The sequence below is a fragment of the Alicyclobacillus sp. TC genome (assembly GCF_016804365.1).
GTDB lineage: Bacteria > Bacillota > Bacilli > Alicyclobacillales > Alicyclobacillaceae > Alicyclobacillus_I > Alicyclobacillus_I tolerans.
On sequence record NZ_CP044434.1, the window covers coordinates 808,793 to 830,211 of the forward strand.

Genomic DNA, 21,419 nt, shown 5'->3' on the forward strand with positions numbered 1-21,419 from the left:
AAAATTGGATTAATTTCCACTTGCGTACCATGTGGCATTAAAGGACGTCGAAGAGAGTAAAGAACCTACTCCGGATAACAGTTGACCACTGGAATCATACATATCAATTCCACTGTTGTTGTCATCTCCAAGATTTTCCCAATTTCCTGTATATGCGTTATAGGCTTGGGCTTGTGTCCAGGTTTGAGATCCATAATTGGCTAATTGCGAAAGGCTTCCATTAATCTCTGGACGTTCATTAATCCATTCCGCAGTTGATCCATCATAGTAAGCAGAACCTAAATTGACCGTGGCAGATTGGGATGTTCCGTTCGTTTCGTCCTCTACATAAAATTGGGCTTGTCCATTGTTAGGATTGTAGGACACAAACGTGTACATCTCGTCGCCTGGATTGACGGTGATATTATTAAAATTAATCTCCGGTACCCCTAAACCCCCGTTACCCAGATATTCATACCAAGCTCCATACTGTCCTGCGTTCATTTGTGTTCCATCCTGAATCAGTGCCCCTGAATTCACTCCGCCGAGGCCAACCCAACTCGATTCGAATTTATTAGCAGATGTAGAGTAATCGGTAGGTTGTGCAAATGTCCCCTGTACGGCATCCCATTGATTGTAGCTTGAGTCTGTATAGTATCCGGACCAATTGGAGGATTCTGCTGTATTGTGCATTTGACGGGAGAGTTTGTGCAGAGGTTGATTGTAAATTTGAGTAACGGTAATTACAGGAGCGGGAGATGCTTTCCAGGCAGACATTGCTTTTTTCCAAACTGCAAGTTGTGCAGGATTCGTTGGTCGGGTTGGAAATCCATACATTTTTAATTCAGTATTACTCGCAGTTAGTGGATGAAAATCAATCGGTGGGGTGGTGATAGTGTTAACAGCTCCATCTACGGTAAATTCGTATTGTTTGGCACCATTTCCAAGACTTCGTACCATAGTTGGATGAATAGTCATTGGACCTGGATGGGACAAAATTGGAGGAGCCGCGGCGCCCATTGTCGCTAAAGGAATGCAGACCATTCCAGCCAACATACTGCTGCCAATCAACATCTGCTTAACTTTTTTTTCCATATTTATGCCTCCTTTGGATGGTCGGCTAAAAGAAATGAACTTTTTCTTTTAGCCTTATCTAGTGGTTATCGACTCTACTTTTGTGTAGGTCGTGTTTCTATTATCCGATATATTCAGAAGATTGCTAGAACAAGTTGATTAACAAAATGTTAAATGATATATCATTTCAGTCGATGTGATTCAGTGAATTCAGTCTAAAAAAGAGGAAAATACACGAAAAATGCGAATTCTAAAGATTTATTAAAGATTTATAAACGGTTGAGAAAATAGTTTGTAAAAGTAGTCATCATTTTGTTAAGCAGATTTATCGATTTGGGAGGTGAAAAAATGCCCACATTCGGTGAAATATTACGTACAATACGTACAGAAAAACACTTAAAGCAGACCGACATTGTAGTTGAGGGGATAACATCGGCTACCATTAGTCAGTATGAAAGCAATAAGCGGTTGCCCTCGTTTGAGATCCTGACAGCGCTGGCTAAGAAATTAAATGTATCAGTTGCCGTTTTTTTCCCTGACTCAAACAATGAGGGATACAATCAGGTTTTCGCAACGCTGATGAATCAAGCGGAACGACATGAACGGCGCAAGCAATGGGAAGAAGCTCTCGAAAGTTGGGAAGCCGCACTATTATTCTGTCGTTCCCATCATTACACCAGTTATCTCTTTCAGATTTTACAACATAAAGGAATTGTTTTGGCAGAATTGAATCGCAATCAAGAAGCGATAGATACGCTTCTTGGACTCTTAATCCATCCTGAATTTACGCACGATCGCGACGAGTCCTACCAAATTCTTTCCGTGCTTGGCAAATGTGCTCGAGAACTCGGGCAAACAGAACAGTCTATCACTTTTGCCCAATTAGCAGCGAGTTTGGTAGGCCCTTCTGACGAACGATGGATTCGAATGCAGATCAATTTAGGTTCTGGTTTTCAAAATCTTGGTGAATGGGATCGCGCTATTTATTATTTCGAAAATGCAGTTGCTCGTTCTCGAGAAATTGGACATGGACTTTTAGAAGCATGGTCATTGGTAGGACTTATTTCGGAGTATTTGAGCAAAGAAGAGCTGGATTATGTGAATGAGTATTTTGAAAGAGCCAGACAGTTGGCTGAATTATTACAAGATTTGAAACTTCGCAGATCGATTAAGCATACAGAAATCGTTTATTATCGGCTAAAAAAACAATGGATGCATGCTAAACAAACGCTTTTTGAGTTATTGCAGAGTGATGAATTATCTGATCAAGTTCGCGCAGAGTTGCTTCATGAACAGTTGTTGATAGCGGCAGGTAGTAAAGACTTCAGACTGGGTGAGGAGGCGCAACATGCGTTTGAATTTCTTTCGGTGTCGAGCTCCATGATGGGATTATTTTGGCTAGGTGCAGCTGAGTTTTATATTTCCTTTCAGAATGAAGAAAGGGCCAATGAAATACTTAGGCATGCAGCTAGTTTTTTAAAAGTCTCCCATTATCACGACACCAAACAATTATTGCAGCTTGCTAGTCTGCTTGAAAGGAGGGGCAGTCATGCGTAAAAGTCTATTTAACCAATGGATAGTTGCCACTTCGGTCTTGGCAGTAGTCGCCATTGTAACAGTTGCACCGCTTATTGGTCCTTCTCCGCCGTGGCTTTAATACCCTTTACATTTGCTCTTTAACGGAACTTTTTTGATTTTTCTATTTGACAAGTTCGTGTATTTGCAAGGATGCCGCAATCACCACGAGCTATTCTGGCTCGGGGTGTTGCGGCTTGTTTGTCCTGCTCAAAATCGGGTCCTCTTTCATACCCTGAAGTATAAAGGTGGACAGGAAGTGAAGATGTGGAATCCGATCGTTTGGCTATTATTGTAATAAGTTATAATACGAGAGAAAAAACAAAACGTTGCATCGAACATCTCTTGCGTAATACAGATTTGCCTTTTTTACTGTGGATCGTTGACAACGGATCGACGGATGGCAGTCTAGAGATGCTGCGTGTGTTTCAACAGAGATATGAAAAAAAGATTACTCTTCTGGAAAACCGCCTAAATTTAGGGTATGCAGGTGCTATGACTCGTGTTTATAGGCAAATACCTGAGGACTATCATGTGGCGTATGTCAATTCTGATGCCTATGTAGGTCCGGGGTGGGCAAGTCGTTTGTGTCGGCACTTCTATCGAGATGAACGAGTCGGTGCTGTAGGACCGCTTGGCGCGATTCTAGGCGGCCAACATGATTTTCTACATCGTTTTGGTTCTATTCCCGTAGATTTAGCGCAACCTTGGTCATCTGCACATGAAGTATTCCTGACGAAAGTCAATCAGCAATTGTCAAGTCAAGAAGTTGTGGCAGAAACCAGCAAACTGCTCATTGGTGCTGTCATGATGGTCAATGCTTACGCTCACCAGCAGTTGGGAGGGCTCGATCCGCTCTATACTTTTGGGGTGGACGATTTTGATTATTCACTCAGGTTGCGTATTGCATCTTGGAAACTTCTCATCGCGTTAGATACGTTTGTATTTCATGACAATCGTTCTACAGTCCAACTGGTCGGGCAAGGAAATCATTTCACAGAAACTGCTTGGAACTACTTTAACCGTAAGTGGAGTGGCTGGTTTTCTGATCTGAACTGGGACGATTTATTTCTTAACCGCGCTTCTACAGTTTGGCCACCATTTGAGTATAAAGAATATTTGAGTGTAAACTAAATTTTAACGTTTCATGATGGAAGGAAACGGGGACGGAGGGGTGATTTATGGAATATGTTAAATTTGGCCGTACAGGACTTGAAGTTTCGCGAATTTGTCTGGGTTGTATGAGTTATGGTGCACCGGAACGAGGTAATCATCGCTGGGTATTGCCGGAAGCGGAAAGTCGACCTTTTATCAAACTTGCTTTGGAACTTGGCATTAATTTTTTTGATACGGCTAATGTGTATTCTGACGGGACGAGTGAAGAGATTTTAGGAAGAGCTTTGCACGATTTAGTTCCACGCGAGGAAGTGGTTATTGCCACTAAGGTGCATGGAAGAATGCGTTCGGGTCCAAATGGTGCGGGATTGTCACGCAAGGCAATTTTTCATGAAATTGATCAGAGTTTGCGTCGTTTGGGAACAGATTATGTTGATCTTTATCAAATTCATCGATGGGATTATCAAACTCCCATAGAAGAAACCATGGAAGCCTTGCACGATCTCGTTAAAGCTGGGAAAGTTCGTTACATAGGTGCTTCATCCATGTATGCTTGGCAATTCATGAAAGCTCAACGGGCGGCGGAACGCAATCATTGGACACGTTTTGTTTCCATGCAAAATTATGTCAATCTGTTGTATCGAGAAGAAGAACGGGAGATGTTACCGCTTTGCAAAGAAGACGGAGTCGCGGTTATCCCATGGAGCCCTCTTGCTCGTGGTCGTCTGACACGCAAATGGGATGAGGTAACGGCACGCTCGGAAACGGATGAGTTCGGTAAGTCGTTATATGCGGTAACTGCTGATGCGGACAAACGTATTGTGGATACTGTGGAGGCCATCAGCCGGGAAAGAAACTTACCCATGGCACAAATTTCACTCGCTTGGCTCCTGCAAAAAGAAGGCATTACCGCGCCCATTATTGGAGCTACAAAGATGAGACACTTGAAGGACGCTGTCGCTGCACTGGATGTACATCTAACTCATGAAGAAGTGAAACGATTAGAAGAGTTTTATGTACCGCATCCGGTATTAGGATTTCGTTAAGTTTTGATTGAAGATTTTCTTCATTTCGGCTTGTCTTGCAAATTATTTGCAATCTTTCTCACACAATTTGGGCGAATTCGATAGAATAGAGTATATAGGCGCAAGCGCCGCCAATAGGCGGCGCTGCGTATGTAGAAAGGGGACAGTCTGATGCAGGCGGTCAAGGCTATGGACTTAGAAGAACAGTTAGGAGCACATAATTATCATCCTTTACCGGTGACACTGGTCAAAGGTGAAGGTGTTTGGGTTGAGGATGAGCATGGCAAACGTTATATGGATATGTTGAGTGCGTATTCAGCGCTTAATCAAGGGCATCGCCATCCTAAAATTATTCATGCTCTAAAGGAACAGGCAGATCGGATTACTTTAACTTCACGCGCGTTTCATAATGACAAACTAGGAATTCTTTATGAACGACTAGCTCAATTGACAGGGAAAAACATGTTTTTGCCGATGAATACAGGTGCGGAAGCGGTGGAAACAGCTGTTAAAGCAGTTCGACGCTATGCTTACGATATCAAAGGCGTACCTGAAAATCAGGCAGAAATTATTGTAGCAAGCGGTAATTTTCACGGGCGAACGACTACAATTATTTCCTTTAGCTCAGATGTAGAATATCAGCGTGGATTTGGACCGCTTACACCAGGTTTTCGTATTGTACCCTATGGAGATATTGAGGCATTAAAAGAGGCTATTCAACCCCATACGGCTGCCTTTTTAGTCGAACCTATTCAGGGGGAAGCGGGGATTATCATTCCGCCCAAAGGGTATTTGCAACAAGCTTATGAACTTTGCCAAAAACATCAGGTGTTGTTTGTGGCAGATGAAATACAAACGGGGCTGGGCCGAACCGGAAGAATGTTTGCTTGTGATTGGGAAAATGTTACACCTGATATGTACATCATTGGTAAAGCTCTGGGCGGAGGAGTCTTTCCAGTTTCGGCTGTTGCTGCAAATCGAGAAATACTTGGTGTTTTTGAACCTGGTTCACACGGTTCAACATTTGGCGGAAATCCATTGGGGAGCGCCGTAGCAGTAGCAGCATTGGATGTTATAGTTGAGGAGAAGTTAGCCAATCGTTCTGCAGAATTAGGAGAGTATTTCTTAGAACAATTGCGGCAATGCCAAAGTCCGGTCATTCGTGAAGTGCGCGGGCGAGGTCTGTTCATTGGAATGGAGTTAACCCAACCAGCGCGGCCATTTTGTGAGGCGTTAATGAAAGAAGGTCTGCTTTGCAAGGAAACACATGAAATGACCATTCGCTTTGCTCCACCGCTTATTATTCAAAAACAAGAAATTGATTGGGCTGTAGAGAGAATAAAAAAAGTGATCATGGAAGCCGGTCAATAAGTCAAATCAAAACTAACCCCCTGGATGGTTTATTAGGGGGTTAGTGATATCCAATGGATTCATATAGCCCGACATACGATCTAAGTTCACGCTCTCTGGCTATTTGATGGAACTGTATGATCCTCCTGTTGCCCTTTGCACCATTTGTTAGCCCAAACTTGAATGGATTCCAGAGCTGGCGCTAAATCGCGGCCTTTTTCGGTAAGTTTATATTCTATACGAACGGGAGTTTGCGGATAAACAATCCTCTCCAGAATTCCAGCGTTCTCTAATTCTTTAAATCTTTCTGTCAGCATACGCGCACTCATTCCAGGAATAGATTCTTCTATTTCTGAAAAGCGCTTGGCTCCATCCAGCAGGGATCGCAAAATAAGACCTGTCCAGCGCTTACCCAAAAGCGAGAAAGCTTCTTCAAATTTAGGACAGACAGTATATTCCTGCATGATTCATCACCTCGATAGATTCATCTTAACATATCTGCTTGACAAAAGTAATTAAATTATATAGTATGATATTAGGTTACTAAAAATAATCAAATTACACAAACTAACCCTATTGTGAAGGATAACGTTGAACTGAGAAAGGAGTTTTCTAAATGGCTACACAGAAAGTTACTGATCAAACATTTGCTTCGTTGCTTCAACAAGGCAAACCCGTTCTTGTTGATTTTTGGGCGGCGTGGTGTGGTCCATGTCGCATGATGGCTCCTGTACTGGAGGAATTGTCTAACGAATATGCTGATAAACTGATTGTGGCTAAGCTTGATGTGGACGAAAATCCCCAAACCGCAAGTCAATTTGGCATTATGAGCATCCCTACGCTGCTTTTATTTGAAAATGGTCAAGTAAGCAAATCAGTTGTTGGTTTCCGTCCCAAAGAACATTTAGTGGCGGAATTATCTAGCGTACTTACTTAACTTTTCTTTTAAAAAAATTCTATAAGATTGCATGTGTGATTAGAAATAAATTTCTATTGCCGACTGGGTGTACATGATGGATACTGCCAAGTCGGCAGTTTTTTGCGCTTTTTTGCAGATAGAGTATGAAACTTTTTTCCACAGTACATATGGAATTTCTACTTTCAAAAAAGTGCGTACATATTTGGTTTGTCGTGATCGTACTTATCATTCTATATTTGTCAATCTTGTCTATAGGGCATTTGAGTCAAGCAGAATTTTAAAATCAGTAGGGAGGCGTTGGAATGTCTGTAGAAATATCAGAATTATCGGATATGATTGCTTCCATGCGAGATCAGTTAATCCGTTGGAGACGACATTTACACCGAAATCCAGAGCTGTCGTTTCAAGAGAAGAAAACATCTCAATTTGTCTATGACACGCTAGTTCAGTTTCCTAATTTGCTACTTTCTAGACCTACACCTACGAGTGTCATGGCTCGCCTTATAGGAGCACATCCTGGTCCGGTACTGGCGATTCGAGCCGATATGGATGCTTTGCCTATTCAAGAAGAAAATCAATTTGATTTTATATCTTCAGTGCCGGAGACTATGCACGCTTGTGGCCACGATGGACATACTGCCATTTTGCTTGGTACAGCGAGGATTTTGAGTGAATTGCAGTCCGAATTGCATGGGGAAGTTCGCTTTCTTTTTCAGCATGCTGAAGAATTGTTTCCAGGTGGAGCTTCACAAATGGTGGCTGCTGGTGTCTTGGATCATGTAGAGGCTGTTATAGGGTTACATCTTTGGTCGCCGCTTGAAGTGGGCAAGATTGCCATTAAATCCGGGCCGTTTATGGCAGCCCCAGATGTATTTCATATTACCATTCAAGGCCGGGGGGGTCATGCCGCTATGCCTCAAGCTGTGGTCGATCCGATTCTTACGGCTGCCCATGTGGTCACCGATTTGCAACAGATTGTTTCACGCAGAATAAATCCATTACAACCAGTTGTTCTTTCTGTGACGCAGTTTCATGCGGGTACAGCTCATAATATTATTCCTGAGAAAGTTGAATTAAATGGGACGGTACGTACTTTTCAGGCAGAATTGCGCAAACAGATACCACAGATGATGGAACAGATTGTCGCTGGGATTTGTAGTGCACATGGTGCAACCTACTCTTTCCACTATGAAGAAGGATATCATCCTGTGGTCAATGATGAACCATTGACGGATAAAATTCGAGCCGTGCTGATTGAAGTTTTTGGGGATGAGACTGTCATTGAAGGAGAACAGCATATGGGGGGAGAGGATTTTTCAGCTTACCAGCAATCGGTGCCAGGTACGTTCTTTAATGTGGGGGCTGGAAATGTGGAAAAAGGAATTATATATCCGCATCATCATCCCAGATTTACGATTGACGAGGATTCCCTACCAGTAGGGGTCAAGGCGTTTGTCAGTATAGTTCTACGTACAATGGTCGATTGATAACCAAATAGGAGGGGTGAAAATGGCCATTCGTTGGCTAGCTTGTTTACCTATTATTGTAATTTTTGGAGGCGTTTTTTTTGTCAATCATGTTTATCCTATTTTACTAGGTATGCCATTTCTCTTCTTTTACATGGTGATGGCTATTCTTTTCACTTCTGTTTGTATGGCTGTCATATATCATTTCGATCCGGCCAATAAGGAGGAATAGAGCATGCATGAAGCTCCCATCATTCTCATATTTGCAACCATGTTGGTGGCACTATGTCTGGCGCTTTTATCGAAAAAAAGAAAACGTTTGGATATGGAACAATGGTCGGTAGGCGGCAGAAGATTTGGAGTTCTTTTTGTTTTTCTTTTGTTGGCAGGAGAAATTTACACTACGTTTACGTTTCTTGGTGGCAGTGGATGGGCTTATGGAACAGGTGGTCCAACAGTCTATATTTTGGCTTATGGAGCAGTAGCCTATTTGTTCTCATATTTTCTCTTGCCTCCTATTTGGAGATATGCCAAACGTCATCAACTCATTTCTCAACCAGATTTTTTTGTTCGTCAATTCAATAGCCCTGCTTTAGGTGTTTTAGTTGCTTTGGTGGGAGTTGTCGCTATTATTCCTTATCTTCAGTCACAGATGACAGGGCTTGGTCTGATTGTTCAAATGGCTTCGTATGGCGCTTTGCCTCAATGGGTGGCTATTGCTATAGCCATGTTTCTGTTGGCGATATATGTAACCGTTAGTGGCATTTATGGTACGGCATGGACAGCTGTATTAAAAGATATACTCATTCTGGCAGTTGTTCTAGTTGTAGGTATTGCTTTACCCATTCGTGCTGGTGGCTTACATCAATTGATGGTTCATATAAATCAAGAGAAGCCTGGATTTTTAACACTTGGGCAACATGGCATGGGAATTCCTTGGTTTCTCTCCACAGTTGCCTTGACAGGACTCGGATTCTATATGTGGCCACATGCTTTTGGTGCGGTTTATACCGCTAAAAATGAACGAATCTTTCGAAGAAACGCTACTTTTTTACCGCTGTATCAACTGATTCTATTGTTTGTCTTCTTTGCAGGGTTTGCTGCCATATGGATTGTACCTGGTCTTAAAAATACTAACCTAGCATTGCTGGCTGCAGTCCAAAAGACATTTCCGGCTTGGCTTGTTGGTGTGATAGGTAGCGCAGGTGTGTTGACAGCGATTGTGCCTGGTTCACTCATGATGATGTGTGCAGGGACACTTGTGGCAGAAAATCTTTACAAACCATGCTTTAAGAATGCTTCTTCTCAACAGGTGCAACGGGTGGCGCGTGTTGTAGTTTGGTTGGTAGCCATTGTCACTTTTCTTTTTTCCATTCATAGCAATGCTACAATCGTTGCGCTGTTACTCATGGGATACAATTTTGTTTCTCAATTTTTCCCCACTGTGCTTTTGACCTTATTTGCTCCATCGAATGTGACAAAAGCAGGGGCTTTCAGCGGGATCGTCATAGGAGTGGTTTTGGTGGTCTACTTTACGCTCACTAAACAATCCATTCTTTGGGGAGCCAATACAGGTTTTTGGGCGCTCCTCGTCAATATGCTGGTTGTACTCTTGGTTTCTGTTGCGACACGTCAGAAAAGTTTATCTCCTGCGCAAGTCAACACAGGGATGTAAGGTTTCTATAGACTTGCCAATTCAGCGGCCGAGATTGGATCGGCCGCTTTTGGGTTGTGAAAATTATTTTTCAATGAGATGTGCTAATAATTGATGGCGTATAGTTTCAGGAATGGGTTCGCTTTTTTGATGGATAAAGTTAAAGTTGACATAGACAGTTGTCGCAGTGACACAGAGGTTGCCCTCCTGCTCAATCTCTTCGTTGAGGGTCAAACTGCTGTTGCCAATGCGTTCAATGGCTGTGCGGATTTCTACTTTTTTACCATAAAAAATTTGGTTGAGATAACGGATACGCGTTTCAGCTACAACCATCTTCCAATCAGCAAAGGATAAGTTGGGTGTAAAGAGACGAAACAGTTCTTCTCTTCCAGCCTCAAGCCAAACAGGGATAGTGGTATTATTGATATGTCCTGAACCGTCGGTTTCTGAGACTCTTGGTTGAATGATGGTTCTCCACATTGTTTTTATCGCTCCTCATCGCCATTCTATGGATGATTTTAACCTTTGCTTTAACTAAGGCAAATTTGATAAGTAAGTTTTCTTTTTATGGAATAGAAAAAAGATAAAAAGTTCAAAATGAGGTGTATCTAGTTGAAAATGCGTGCCGCTGTTTTGCGAGAAATGGGGTTACCCAAACCGTATTCTCAGAGTAAACCATTGTCTATTGAAGAAGTAGAATTGCATCCGCCTCAAGCGGGGGAAGTATTGGTGAAAATTCATGCTGCCGGGCTCTGTCATTCGGATTTATCTGTTTTAGAGGGTAATCGCCCACGTCCCATGCCTATGGTACTGGGGCATGAAGCGGCAGGAGAAGTGATAGAAGTCGGGGCGGGGGTGCAAGATATTCGTCCAGGACAGAAAGTCGTCTGCGCTTTTGTGCCAAGCTGCGGACATTGCGCGCCATGTCGCGAAGGCAGGCCAGCCCTCTGTGAACCAGGTGCGGTAGCCAATGGAGCGGGAGAGTTGTTGACGGGAGGTCGACGTCTCTATGCTGGGAAAAATGTACTCCATCATCATCTAGGAGTTTCAGCGTTTGCTGAATACGCCGTGTTATCGCAACATTCTATCGTCCCTGTGGAGACAGAACTTCCTTTTTCTCAATTAGCTCTATTTGGATGTGCTGTCATGACCGGAGTAGGGGCGGTTATTCACACAGCCCGTTTACCTGTTGGGGCGAGTGTTGCTGTGGTTGGTCTGGGAGGTGTTGGCCTTTCAGCGTTGATGGGAGCACGGTTGGCGGGAGCTCGCCAAATGATAGCCATTGATACCCAGCCGGCTAAATTAGCTCTTGCAAGCGAGCTTGGTGCTACGCATACGTACGACGCTCGTTTGGACAATCTGGTTGAACTTGTCAGAGAAGAAACTGGTGGTGGCTTGGAGTTTGTCTTTGAGACGGCTGGCGTGGTTACTGCCTTGGTCAATGCTTATCAGATTACACGTCGAGGAGGGACCACAGTTACTACTGGATTACCTCATCCTCATCACATGTTCTCTATTCCACAGGTATCAATTGCTGCTGAGGAACGAACAATTAAAGGCTCGTATGTAGGTAGTTGTATCCCCTCGCGTGATATTCCACGCTTCATTCAACTTTGTGAACAAGGTTTGCTGCCTGTACAGAAGTTGCTTTCCAAAACAATGCCATTGGAAGATATCAATCAAGGATTTGATGAACTGGCTGGCGGTGAAGCTAGTAGATTGGTAGTTGTCATGTAAGGGGGAGATGTTTTGGGAATCGATTGGATAACAAAAGTTGGCATTCAAATTCCTATCATTCAAGCTGGTATGGCAGGAGGACCTACGACTCCTCAATTGGTAGCATCGGTTTCCAATGCTGGCGGTCTAGGAACGCTTGGAGCTGGATATATGAAGCCTGGCGATTTGCGTGATGCCATTCGCCAAACGAAATTACAAACAGAAAAACCGTTTGCGGTCAATTTGTTTATTCCAGAAAAAAATAATCGATCGATTCATCAAGAGCATGGTCAGCAGATGGAAAAAGCTCTTCAAAAGATCCGCCTTAGACTGGGACTTGCCGAGCAAACCCAATGGCCTCAGAGTCAGGAATCACTTTTTGAACAACAAATGGAAGTTGTCATCAATGAAGGGGTTCCTGTTTTCTCGTTTACATTCGGACGATTATCGCAAGAATGGATAAATCTTTGTAAACAAGCAGGGATTTATATGATAGGTACGGCCACAAGTGTGCATGAAGCTGAACAACTGGAAAAAGCCGGTGTGGATGCAGTAGTCGCGCAAGGCTACGAAGCTGGCGGACATCGTGGTACGTTTGATCATGCTGTGGAAGAGGCTTGTATAGGGAGCATGGCTCTATTGCCTCAAGTGGTGGATGCTGTGCAAATCCCGGTCATAGCCGCAGGAGGTTTGATGGACGGCAGAGGTGTGGCGGCCGCATTTTTGCTAGGCGCGCAAGCTGTTCAAATGGGAACGGCTTTTTTGACTTGTTATGAGAGTGGAGCACACCCTGCTTATCAAGAAAAACTTCTTCAAGCTGAAGAAACGGATACGCGTTTGACAAAAATTTACTCAGGAAAATCTGCTCGTGGTTTGATCACGGCAATGATGAATGAACTGGTTGATTTGGAAGATGCCACGTTGCCGTATCCTATACAGAACGAGTGGACTCGCGATATTCGCAATCGTGCCGCACAAATAGGAAATGTGGACTATATGTCACTTTGGGCCGGACAAGGAATTCGTTTGCAACGCAGGCGTCATGCTGCAGAACTCGTAAGCGAGACCTGGCAAGACGCCTTACACCGATTGGACGACTGGGGAAAGATTGCCCGCAGTTTCCTATAAAAGTCCAAGTACAATGCTTGCTTTATTTCGTGGATGAATTGAGTGCCTGCCCTGTCAGAAAGCTCATTAATAAAGTCGTAGCAGCACGCACAGTCAAGTCACGCACATCGCGTTCTGGGTCAATACAAACGAGATCGAAACCTATAACGTCTGGCTGGCTGCCGAGCCATTCCAGGGCTTCAATTGCTTGCCACATATCCAGACCACCGCTGCTCGGCGCTGGTACAGCGGGCGCAAAACTTTGGTCTATGACATCCATGTCAAAGCTGACGTAGATAGCGTCCACCTGCTTACGCAATCGATTTACTTCTTGCTCGATTAAAGTCATCAGCCCAGTATGTCGCACTTGCCGGGCGCTGTGGACTGTTACTCCGTGTTGCAGAACGTACTCATGATAGATCCGGCTGTTTACATAATCCTGGATACCAATCTGTACAATATTTTTGCCCTTAAAATTCCCCGACTCTAGTACCGTACGAAATGGAGTGCCATTGCTGCGTCCGCCATCTTGCAAGTTACGCACATCATGATGCGCGTCAAAATGGAGGATTCCATAGTTTCCCGGTCGAGCTTGAGCCAATCCGAGCAGCGATGCCCCGGTTATTGCGTGATCGCCACCTAAAAGAATCAAACGTTGATGAGGAAATTGTTTCCAATAATCGAGACAAGCCCATTCAATGGCTTCCAAGCAAGCGTTTAAGTCTGTCAAATGCATGCGGATATTTCCCATGTCTACCAAACGTAAATGTTCGCTCAAGTCCAGACGATGGTGAATTGAAAAGGGAGTAAAAGTTTGAAATAGAGAACGAATAGCGTCTGGCAGGCGAAAGGCCGCAGAGTGGCTGATGGATGTTTTGGATAGTGGGGCTCCAAGTAACGCTGTGTCGAATTCAATCGATTCGTCATAAGGACGTATCCAGTCCATAACTTTTTGATCAAGATGGTCACGAAAGCGAGTGTCTGCTTTTTCTACACCGCGAATCATAAGTATTTTTCTCTCCAATCAAGGATTATCGATATAAAGACCGTTTACCACCACATGTTGGCCTTTTTTCCAAACATCTGCTATATGGTTGATACCAAAGTGGTAGACCAAATAGGCAGGATTGTCCGCGTTGAATAGACAGAGATCTGCCTGTTTACCTACTTCAATAGAGCCTACGCGATGAGCTTGGCGAATGGCATGTGCGGAATTGATGGTTACAGCTGTCAAAATTTCTTCAGGCGTCATGCGCAGTTCATTGGCTGCCAGAGCCATAATGAATTGCAACGATTCTGTCGGACAACTGCCAGGATTATAATCTGTAGCCAGTGCCACGGGGGCTTGAAGCGTATCTATAAGAAAGCGTGCGCGCGCAGGCTTGGCACGTAAGTTCCAGGAAGTTCCGGGTAACAGTACAGGTATGACGCCAGCTGATACCAATGACCGCAGACCGTTTTCACTGGCTGCTAATAAATGGTCAGCAGAAACAGCTCCGAGTTTAGCGGCTAGTTCCGCACCACCCAGCGGTTCGACTTCGTCAGCGTGAATTTTCAATCCGAAACCAGCTTTTTGAGCGGCTTCCAAAAATCTTTCGCTTTGTACCACACTGAATACACCATGTTCGCAAAAAATATCGGCAAAATCAGCCAACTGCTCAGTTTGGATGGCTGGCAGTAATTGAATCATCTGTTCTAAAAAAGCATCCGGACGATCTTGATATTCAGGCGGTATGGCATGTGGGCCAAGGAAGGTTGAAATAATTTCCACAGGCTGCAACTTCCGTAACTCTTGAGCCACACGCAACTGCAGCAGTTCAGTGGGCACATCTAGACCGTAACCGCTTTTCGCTTCTACGGTTGTTGTGCCCCAGAGGAGCATCGTTCGCAAGGAGCGAAGTGCTTGCTCTATGAGTTCTTCCCGACTTGCTCTGCGTGTAGCATGGACGGTCGAAAGAATACCCCCGCCTTGTTGCAAAATTTCCAAATAAGGGATACCGGCCAGCTTTTGCGCCAGTTCATTTTCGCGCGATCCGCTGTGCACAAGATGTGTGTGTGGATCGACGAGACCAGGCGTCAACAGTCTGCCTCGAGCATCCAGACACTCTTTGGTCTCCAGCGCTGCAGCATCTTGGCTGCTGCCCACAAAAGCAATATTGCCATCTATGATGCCTACGGCTGCGTCGTTCAATAGTCCTATTTCACGCATGGCGCTCCCGCAGTGGGGGGCAGAACCGGCTATGGTAGCGACTTGAGCGTGCACAATTAATGAATCGAATACTCTCTCTGTCATGCCAAAACTCCTTTTCCGTGAGTTCATCCTGCCCATGGATGAGCAGGATGGTTGTAATTGGTTTTTGGAGGAATGGATGACATTAATTTTCCCACATTGGAATGTTGACACCTTTTTCGCGTGCTACTTGTTCTGCTTTTTCATACCCTGCATCCACGTGACGGATGATACCCATGCCTGGATCTGTCGTCAACACGCGCTCCAGTTTACGCGCTGCGCGTTCGCTGCCGTCAGCCACTACGACCATTCCCGCATGTATGGCGTACCCCATACCTACACCACCACCGTGATGGACAGAAATCCAACTTCCTCCTGCCGCTGTGTTGACCAGTGCGTTTAAAATCGGCCAGTCAGCCACTGCATCACTGCCATCGCGCATAGCCTCCGTCTCACGGTTGGGGCTTGCCACGGAACCACAATCAAGGTGATCGCGACCAATCACAATCGGTGCGCTTAATTCACCGCTTTTTACCATCTCATTTAAGGCGAGACCAAACCGCACACGCTCACCATAGCCCAGCCAACAGATGCGTGCTGGCAACCCTTGAAATTGTACACGTTCTCTGGCTAAGGTTATCCAGCGACGCAAATGTTCATTGTCCGGGAAAAGTTTAAGAACGAGATCGTCCGTTTTATAGATATCTTCTGGGTTTCCAGAAAGCGCTGCCCAGCGAAACGGTCCTTTGCCTTCGCAAAACAAGTCGCGAATGTATGCGGGAACAAATCCAGGAAAGGCAAACGCGTCTGTTACACCCTCGTCGTAAGCTACCTGGCGAATATTATTGCCATAATCAAACACAGTCGCTCCTAGCTTTTGCAAGGAAAGCATAGCTTTTACATGTCTAGCCATACTGGACTTGGCAAGTTGAATATATCTTTCTGGGTTCTCCAGACGTAAGCGCGTGGCTTCATCTAGAGACAATCCTTGCGGGATATAACCGTTGAGCGGGTCGTGAGCTGAAGTTTGGTCAGTGACAAAGTCGGGAACCATCTCTCGCTGCACCAATTCCTCCAGAACATCCACGGCGTTGCCAAGCAGTGCTATGGATAATGCTTTTTTCTTGATTTTAGCTTCTTTAGCCAGAGCAAGTGCTTCATCCAGGCTGTTGGCCTGCACATCGCAGTATTTCGTTTCGATACGTCGGGCGATTCGCTGCGGATCGACTTCCACCACAATGGCGACGCCTTCATTCATAGTCACGGCGAGTGGCTGTGCGCCTCCCATCCCTCCCAGTCCAGCAGTTACAGTAAGTGTACCAGCCAGTGAAGGAAGTCCCTTTTGTCTAGCCGCAGCAGCAAAAGTTTCATAGGTTCCTTGGAGGATACCCTGTGTACCAATGTAAATCCAACTTCCAGCAGTCATTTGGCCAAACATCATCAGACCTTTGGCATCTAATTCTCGAAAATGCTCCCAAGTTGCCCAATGCGGTACTAACATGGAATTGGATATCAGGACTCGTGGGGCATCCTCGTGAGTGCGAAATTTTCCGACCGGTTTACCCGATTGAATTAACAAGGTCTCATCGGATTCAAGCTGTTCTAGATTGCGCACAATGGCGTGGTAGGCTTCCCAATTGCGGGCAGCCTTGCCAATCCCTCCATAGACGACCAAATCTTGTGGACGTTCGCCTACTTCGGGATCCAAATTGTTCATCAGCATACGCAATGCGGCTTCCTGTTCCCAGCCTTTACAGCGGAGTGTTTTTCCGCGAGGGGCGTGAATCGGATATTCAAGTTTAGCAGACATCCAAGCTCTCTCCTTCAAGGGACATCAATGGCAATCAACAAACGTATCCCTTCTATGGTCTTTTGCCCATCATGATAGCGTATTCAAACAGGTATGTCGCTGGAGCGGTTTGCGAAGTTAAGGCAAAGATTTGCTGACTGCAGCTTTCAGGATGCTCCAGTAATTTAAGAATTTAAGTAAAAATTTTACTCTTGAATGGATGCTTTTTTATGGCGTCTAAACTCACTAGGCGAGAGAGCGTATGTAGCACGGAAACACTTGCTGAAATAATTGGCGTCAGCCATGCCAACCGCATCTGCTACTTCGTTGATGCTTTTATCGCTATTGGCAAGCAGTTCAGCCGCTTTGGCAAGCCGTGCAGATCTTACATAAGAAGTCACAGTAGTCTGTAAATGTTGGCGAAAAAGATGGCTTAAATGAAAACGGCTGACAGCTACTTGAGCTGCGATTTCTGGGAGTGTCAAAGCAGATTGCAGATGACTGTGTATATACGCTACAGCCTGTTCTACAATAGGCGAAATCGCAGGTGTTTCTCTGGCGTCATGAGTTTGCCAAGCAGGGATAGGTTGATCATCATTTTTTTCGGCATGATGGTTAGGTGCATCACAATGGTCTAAATCGAGTTCCATTTCCTCCACCGAGAGAATCTGTATCTGATGTTCCATGGCTTGCAAGGCAGCCCTGCGTGCCAGGCGCAGCGCTTGTGGAATTTGTACTACCGTGTCCACCACTTTTTCCACTCCGATAAAGAGTCGCACAGGTAAAGGAATGGGTAAGCTGGCTAGAATGGCTTGCAACATATTGGAGAGATTCTCTTCATTCAGTACAGAATGATAGTGTGGAAAAGAGATCCACTCGTCTTCTTCTTGCCAAATTTGCAAGCATTGAGGAATATAATCGCGAGCAATCTCGGTAATATGTTGACGGATAGTAAATTTTTGCGTGTCACCCAGAAAAATTTGCGCCTCTTTGTCTAATTGCCAGCGTAAAACCATGACTTGATGGGGTGCCTGTTGCCAATCGAGATCGCTAAGAATATTCCAAAGCATCTTGGCACTCAGTGGTTGACCCAGTATCCAATGCCTCAGCAAATATTCTTCACTCTGAACACGTTGCCAATCATACGGTTTTTTCATATAACGCCATCTTTCCCTTTCCTCTTTGGCTGGGGTGGGTAACCAGCATTTTGGTAGCGCAGTACGCCAAGTTTGGCTTCGCCCATTAAAACGCGCTGCAATCTTGTGGGTAAGTCCTCTGTAGAATGCAGTACCAGTGTCATTCCCGAGTGTAGAGATTGGCCCACACCGACACCTCCACCTTGTTGCACGGTTACCATTGTGGCGCCACTTGCGGTCATGAGCAGAGAATTTAGAATCGGCCAGTCAGCTACTGCATCGCTTCCATCTGGCATGGTTTCTGTTTCGCGATGCGGAGATGCCATGGTTGATCCGGCAAAATGATCGCGGGTGATAGCCAATGGTGCTTCAGGTGGTTGCTGGTTGAGATATTCTGGGAGCCATTCGCATAATTGTTCGCGTTCTTCGTAAGTCAACCAAACAGAACGGGCAGGCAATCCCTGAAAGTGCACGTTTTCTTGAGCATAATGCAGCCAGTGTGTCATGCGTTGATTATGTGGGTAGTGTTTGAGCAAAGCAGCATCGAGTTGAAAAATATCCTGTGCTTTTCCAGAGAGTGCAATAAATCGTAAGGGGCCATCTCCTCGACTGAGACGTTGACGGGCAAATAAAGTAATAAAGGAGGGAATATTGACTGCCTGTTCTAGACCAGCTTCTTTTGCTGCTGCACGCAAATGGTTGCCATATTCAAAGATGATGCTGCCCATTTTGGCAAAACGCAACATAGCCGCGGTGTGGCGAACCACACTTTGAGCAGATAATGTCAAATAGTGACTAGGATTTTCCGTCCGTAAACGTAAAGCTTCCGACACACTGCATTCATCTGGAATGTAGCCTCTTAACAAATCGTGGGCAGGTGTCTGGTCAGTCACAATATCAGGGACCATCCCACGGTTAGCTATAGAATCGTAAATTGTTCCAGCATGACCGAGCAAGCCAATAGAAAGGGGGTATTTCTTGCGGCATGCTGCCTGAGCCATTTGCAAGGCATTTTCTATACTGTTTGTAGCTACGTCGATATATCCTGTATCGAGTCGCCGCTGAATCTGTTCTGCGCTTACTTCTGCTACAATGGCCACTCCGCCGTTCATTTTGACGGCCAAAGGTTGCGCACACCCCATGCCGCCAAGTCCACTTGTCAAGACCCACTTGCCCAACAGTGTACCGCCCCAGGATTCGGCAACTTCACGAAGCGTTTCGTAAGTATTCTGTAGAATGCCTTGAGCGCCAATGTATGCCCAAGATGCGGCCGTGGACTGTCCATACATCAGTAAACCTTTTTGCTCTAATTGATAATGGTGATCCCAATTTGCCCATTTGGGCACGAGCATGCCATTTGAAATAAGAACGCGCGGAGCCATGGGATGAGTAGCAAAAACGGCAACAGGTTGGCCTGACTGAATAAGCAACGTCTCGTCTTCTCGCAAGTCAGCAAGTAAGTTTTGTGTTTCTAGCAGTGCTGCTTTGTTGCGAATCGCTCTGCCGGTACCATAAACCGTCCATTCGTAAGGGTTTTCGGCTACAGCGGGGGAAAGAACATTCTCTAATAAGCGATACAAGCCTTCCTGTGGCCAACCTTGACAATGCGTAGGTTGCATTCGATAAGACATCATGTCACTCCGTTCTTTCTTGCCGTTCGCAATGAAACGCTTTCATTACCACAAATTCCTGCTAAAAGTTCGCAATATTTTGCGTAGTCTGTTGATTGAAACTGCGTTAGTCTTCCTATGAGAATCCACAATATGAGGAGGTAGTCAGCGAACATGTTCATGGAAAAGCACAGTATTGATTATATTCCAAGTCATGAGCGACATGGAAAGGCCCGAAGTTTGTTCACGATTTGGTTTTCTGCTAATGCTCAAATCACGACTGTGGTTACTGGAGTCTTGGCCATTGTACTGGGACTCAATCTAGGCTATGCCGTGCTAGCCATCGTGATCGGCAATCTGCTTGGAGGTCTCTTTATGGCTTATCATTCTGCTCAAGGTCCGAAGCTTGGCGTTCCGCAAATGATTCAAAGTAGGGCACAATTTGGGAAGATAGGGGCTATTCTGCCACTTATTTTAGTTATCGTCATGTATATTGGTTTTTTCTCGAGCAGTGCTGTGCTTGGTGCGCAGGCACTGTCTGGGGTTCTCCATCTTTCTGTCACCATGAGCATCATCATCGTGAATATCGCAGCAGTTTTACTGGTAACAATCGGCTATGACCTGATTCATACTTATGAAAAATATGTAGCTATTGTTTTTGTGATTTTATTTCTCTATATCAGTGTGCGTATGATGCAATTTTTACCGCATGTTCACTCGACACCCGTTCCGTTTCACTGGAGTGCCTTTTTGCTGGTCATTTCCATCATGGCAAGCTGGCAACTGACCTACGCTCCTTATGTAGCAGATTATTCTCGCTATCTGCCGGAGAACACGTCGGTAACAGCTACCTTTTTCTGGACCTATTTGGGTTCAGTCATCAGTTCATCCTGGATGATGATACTAGGGGCTATGGCTGCAATAATTGCACCTAAACAATCTGCGGATATGGTTCAATATCTTGAACAACTTTCTGGAACTCATTGGTTTTTTGTCACGGGTATCATCATTTTTCTGGGCGTTCTGGCTATTAATGCTCTCAATTTGTATGGAGGATTTATGTCGGTAACGACAACGCTAGGGGCCATTCGTCATTTACATGTTACAGGTTGGCAACGCATGCTTTTTATTTTGTCAGTTGGAGCCATTGGTACGCTCATCAGCATTCTTGGACAGGGGGATTTTTTGACAGAGTACTCAAATTTCATTTTGCTGTTACTTTATTTTATAGTGCCTTGGACGTCCATTAATCTAGTGGACTTTTACTTCTTACGCAAGGGGAAATATGACATAGAAGGTATTTTGGGACGTAACGATGCTTATGCTGGCATCAATCTTGCAGCTATTGTAGCTTATGTCATAGGTGTTCTTGTACAGTTTCCCTTTATGAATACAACCTTACATGAAGGATTCATCGCTAAATGGATGCATGGCGCAGATATTGCCTGGGTGGTGGGACTGTTTGTCTCAGCATTCTTCTATTATCTGCCCATGCGTCTCCAAATGAATCGGGAACTTAGCAAGACTCAGTTAAATTTGTAAAAAATCAGAGGAATTGTTTCAAGTGAAGACGAAGTTTACAATATTGTTGGATTTATGGTTAGTTTTTCGTTTGCGATGATAGATGTCCATGAAGATTCTATTTTTTTGACAAGCATCCGAGAGAACGGCAG

At 44.8% G+C, this 21,419-nt stretch carries 19 protein-coding genes; 11 read left to right on the forward strand and 8 right to left on the reverse strand.

The annotated features are described in order from the left end of the window. Nucleotides 1–9: 9 nt before the first annotated feature. Nucleotides 10–1,074, reverse strand: coding sequence for a G1 family glutamic endopeptidase (locus tag FY534_RS03860; protein WP_072874334.1), 1,065 nt, complete (start codon nucleotides 1,072–1,074; stop codon nucleotides 10–12). Nucleotides 1,075–1,401: 327 nt separating this feature from the next. Here FY534_RS03860 and FY534_RS03865 point away from each other — a divergent pair, with 327 nt between their 5' ends. The 4 genes from FY534_RS03865 to FY534_RS03880 all read left to right on the forward strand — a co-directional run bounded on the left by FY534_RS03865 (nucleotide 1,402) and on the right by FY534_RS03880 (nucleotide 6,140). Next, nucleotides 1,402–2,610, forward strand: coding sequence for a helix-turn-helix domain-containing protein (locus tag FY534_RS03865; RefSeq protein ID WP_203115255.1), 1,209 nt, complete (start codon nucleotides 1,402–1,404; stop codon nucleotides 2,608–2,610). A 285-nt stretch (nucleotides 2,611–2,895) separates the two neighbouring features. Beyond that, complete coding sequence (locus FY534_RS03870) at nucleotides 2,896–3,762, forward strand: glycosyltransferase family 2 protein (RefSeq protein ID WP_072874332.1); 867 nt, start codon at nucleotides 2,896–2,898, stop codon at nucleotides 3,760–3,762. A gap of 47 nt (nucleotides 3,763–3,809) precedes the next feature. After that, nucleotides 3,810–4,790, forward strand: coding sequence for an aldo/keto reductase (locus tag FY534_RS03875; protein ID WP_072874331.1), 981 nt, complete (start codon nucleotides 3,810–3,812; stop codon nucleotides 4,788–4,790). 150 nt (nucleotides 4,791–4,940) lie between these two features. Then, a complete protein-coding gene (locus FY534_RS03880; protein ID WP_072874330.1) occupies nucleotides 4,941–6,140 on the forward strand; it encodes an ornithine--oxo-acid transaminase in 1,200 nt (399 codons plus the stop codon). Between the two features lie 86 nt (nucleotides 6,141–6,226). On the opposite strand, the gene FY534_RS03885 is transcribed toward FY534_RS03880, so the two are convergent. Further along, nucleotides 6,227–6,583, reverse strand: coding sequence for a winged helix-turn-helix transcriptional regulator (locus tag FY534_RS03885; RefSeq protein ID WP_072874329.1), 357 nt, complete (start codon nucleotides 6,581–6,583; stop codon nucleotides 6,227–6,229). Between the two features lie 152 nt (nucleotides 6,584–6,735). Between FY534_RS03885 and trxA the strand changes: the two genes are divergently transcribed. The 4 genes from trxA to FY534_RS03905 all read left to right on the forward strand — a co-directional run bounded on the left by trxA (nucleotide 6,736) and on the right by FY534_RS03905 (nucleotide 10,179). Continuing rightward, nucleotides 6,736–7,056, forward strand: a complete 321-nt coding sequence (gene trxA, locus FY534_RS03890; protein WP_072874328.1) for a thioredoxin — start codon at nucleotides 6,736–6,738, stop codon at nucleotides 7,054–7,056. A 284-nt stretch (nucleotides 7,057–7,340) separates the two neighbouring features. After that, nucleotides 7,341–8,525 carry a M20 family metallopeptidase gene (locus FY534_RS03895; protein ID WP_072874327.1) on the forward strand — a complete coding sequence of 395 codons (1,185 nt, stop codon included), beginning with the start codon at nucleotides 7,341–7,343 and terminating at the stop codon, nucleotides 8,523–8,525. A 22-nt stretch (nucleotides 8,526–8,547) separates the two neighbouring features. Beyond that, a complete protein-coding gene (locus FY534_RS03900; protein ID WP_072874326.1) occupies nucleotides 8,548–8,736 on the forward strand; it encodes a DUF3311 domain-containing protein in 189 nt (62 codons plus the stop codon). 3 nt (nucleotides 8,737–8,739) lie between these two features. After that, nucleotides 8,740–10,179, forward strand: coding sequence for a sodium:solute symporter family protein (locus FY534_RS03905; RefSeq protein WP_072874325.1), 1,440 nt, complete (start codon nucleotides 8,740–8,742; stop codon nucleotides 10,177–10,179). Nucleotides 10,180–10,242: 63 nt separating this feature from the next. Here the strand turns inward: FY534_RS03905 and FY534_RS03910 are convergent, their stop codons facing one another. Beyond that, nucleotides 10,243–10,638: an acyl-CoA thioesterase gene (locus tag FY534_RS03910; protein WP_072874324.1), complete on the reverse strand. Its 396-nt coding sequence runs from the start codon at nucleotides 10,636–10,638 to the stop codon at nucleotides 10,243–10,245. A gap of 132 nt (nucleotides 10,639–10,770) precedes the next feature. Between FY534_RS03910 and FY534_RS03915 the strand changes: the two genes are divergently transcribed. After that, nucleotides 10,771–11,895 (forward strand): zinc-dependent alcohol dehydrogenase family protein, encoded by a 1,125-nt coding sequence (locus FY534_RS03915; RefSeq protein ID WP_072874323.1) that lies wholly within the window; start codon nucleotides 10,771–10,773, stop codon nucleotides 11,893–11,895. Between the two features lie 12 nt (nucleotides 11,896–11,907). After that, a complete protein-coding gene (locus FY534_RS03920; RefSeq protein ID WP_238413651.1) occupies nucleotides 11,908–13,002 on the forward strand; it encodes an NAD(P)H-dependent flavin oxidoreductase in 1,095 nt (364 codons plus the stop codon). Nucleotides 13,003–13,024: 22 nt separating this feature from the next. Here FY534_RS03920 and FY534_RS03925 read toward each other — a convergent pair whose 3' ends face one another. From FY534_RS03925 to hutU (FY534_RS03945), 5 genes are all read right to left on the reverse strand, one after another. Continuing rightward, on the reverse strand, nucleotides 13,025–13,987 hold the full coding sequence (locus tag FY534_RS03925; RefSeq protein WP_072874322.1) for an agmatinase family protein: 963 nt from the start codon (nucleotides 13,985–13,987) through the stop codon (nucleotides 13,025–13,027). A gap of 18 nt (nucleotides 13,988–14,005) precedes the next feature. Further along, nucleotides 14,006–15,274, reverse strand: coding sequence for an imidazolonepropionase (gene hutI, locus FY534_RS03930; protein WP_072874321.1), 1,269 nt, complete (start codon nucleotides 15,272–15,274; stop codon nucleotides 14,006–14,008). Between the two features lie 82 nt (nucleotides 15,275–15,356). Continuing rightward, nucleotides 15,357–17,021, reverse strand: a complete 1,665-nt coding sequence (gene hutU / locus FY534_RS03935; protein WP_072874320.1) for a urocanate hydratase — start codon at nucleotides 17,019–17,021, stop codon at nucleotides 15,357–15,359. 185 nt (nucleotides 17,022–17,206) lie between these two features. Beyond that, nucleotides 17,207–18,157, reverse strand: coding sequence for an AraC family transcriptional regulator (locus FY534_RS03940; RefSeq protein WP_072874319.1), 951 nt, complete (start codon nucleotides 18,155–18,157; stop codon nucleotides 17,207–17,209). Next, nucleotides 18,154–19,767, reverse strand: a complete 1,614-nt coding sequence (gene hutU, locus FY534_RS03945) for a urocanate hydratase (protein ID WP_238413652.1) — start codon at nucleotides 19,765–19,767, stop codon at nucleotides 18,154–18,156. Before hutU (FY534_RS03945) ends, FY534_RS03940 begins: the two co-directional genes overlap by 4 nt. A 153-nt stretch (nucleotides 19,768–19,920) precedes the next feature. On the opposite strand from hutU (FY534_RS03945), the gene FY534_RS03950 reads away from it, so the two are divergent. Continuing rightward, nucleotides 19,921–21,288 (forward strand): purine-cytosine permease family protein, encoded by a 1,368-nt coding sequence (locus FY534_RS03950; protein ID WP_072874317.1) that lies wholly within the window; start codon nucleotides 19,921–19,923, stop codon nucleotides 21,286–21,288. Nucleotides 21,289–21,419 lie beyond the last annotated feature (131 nt).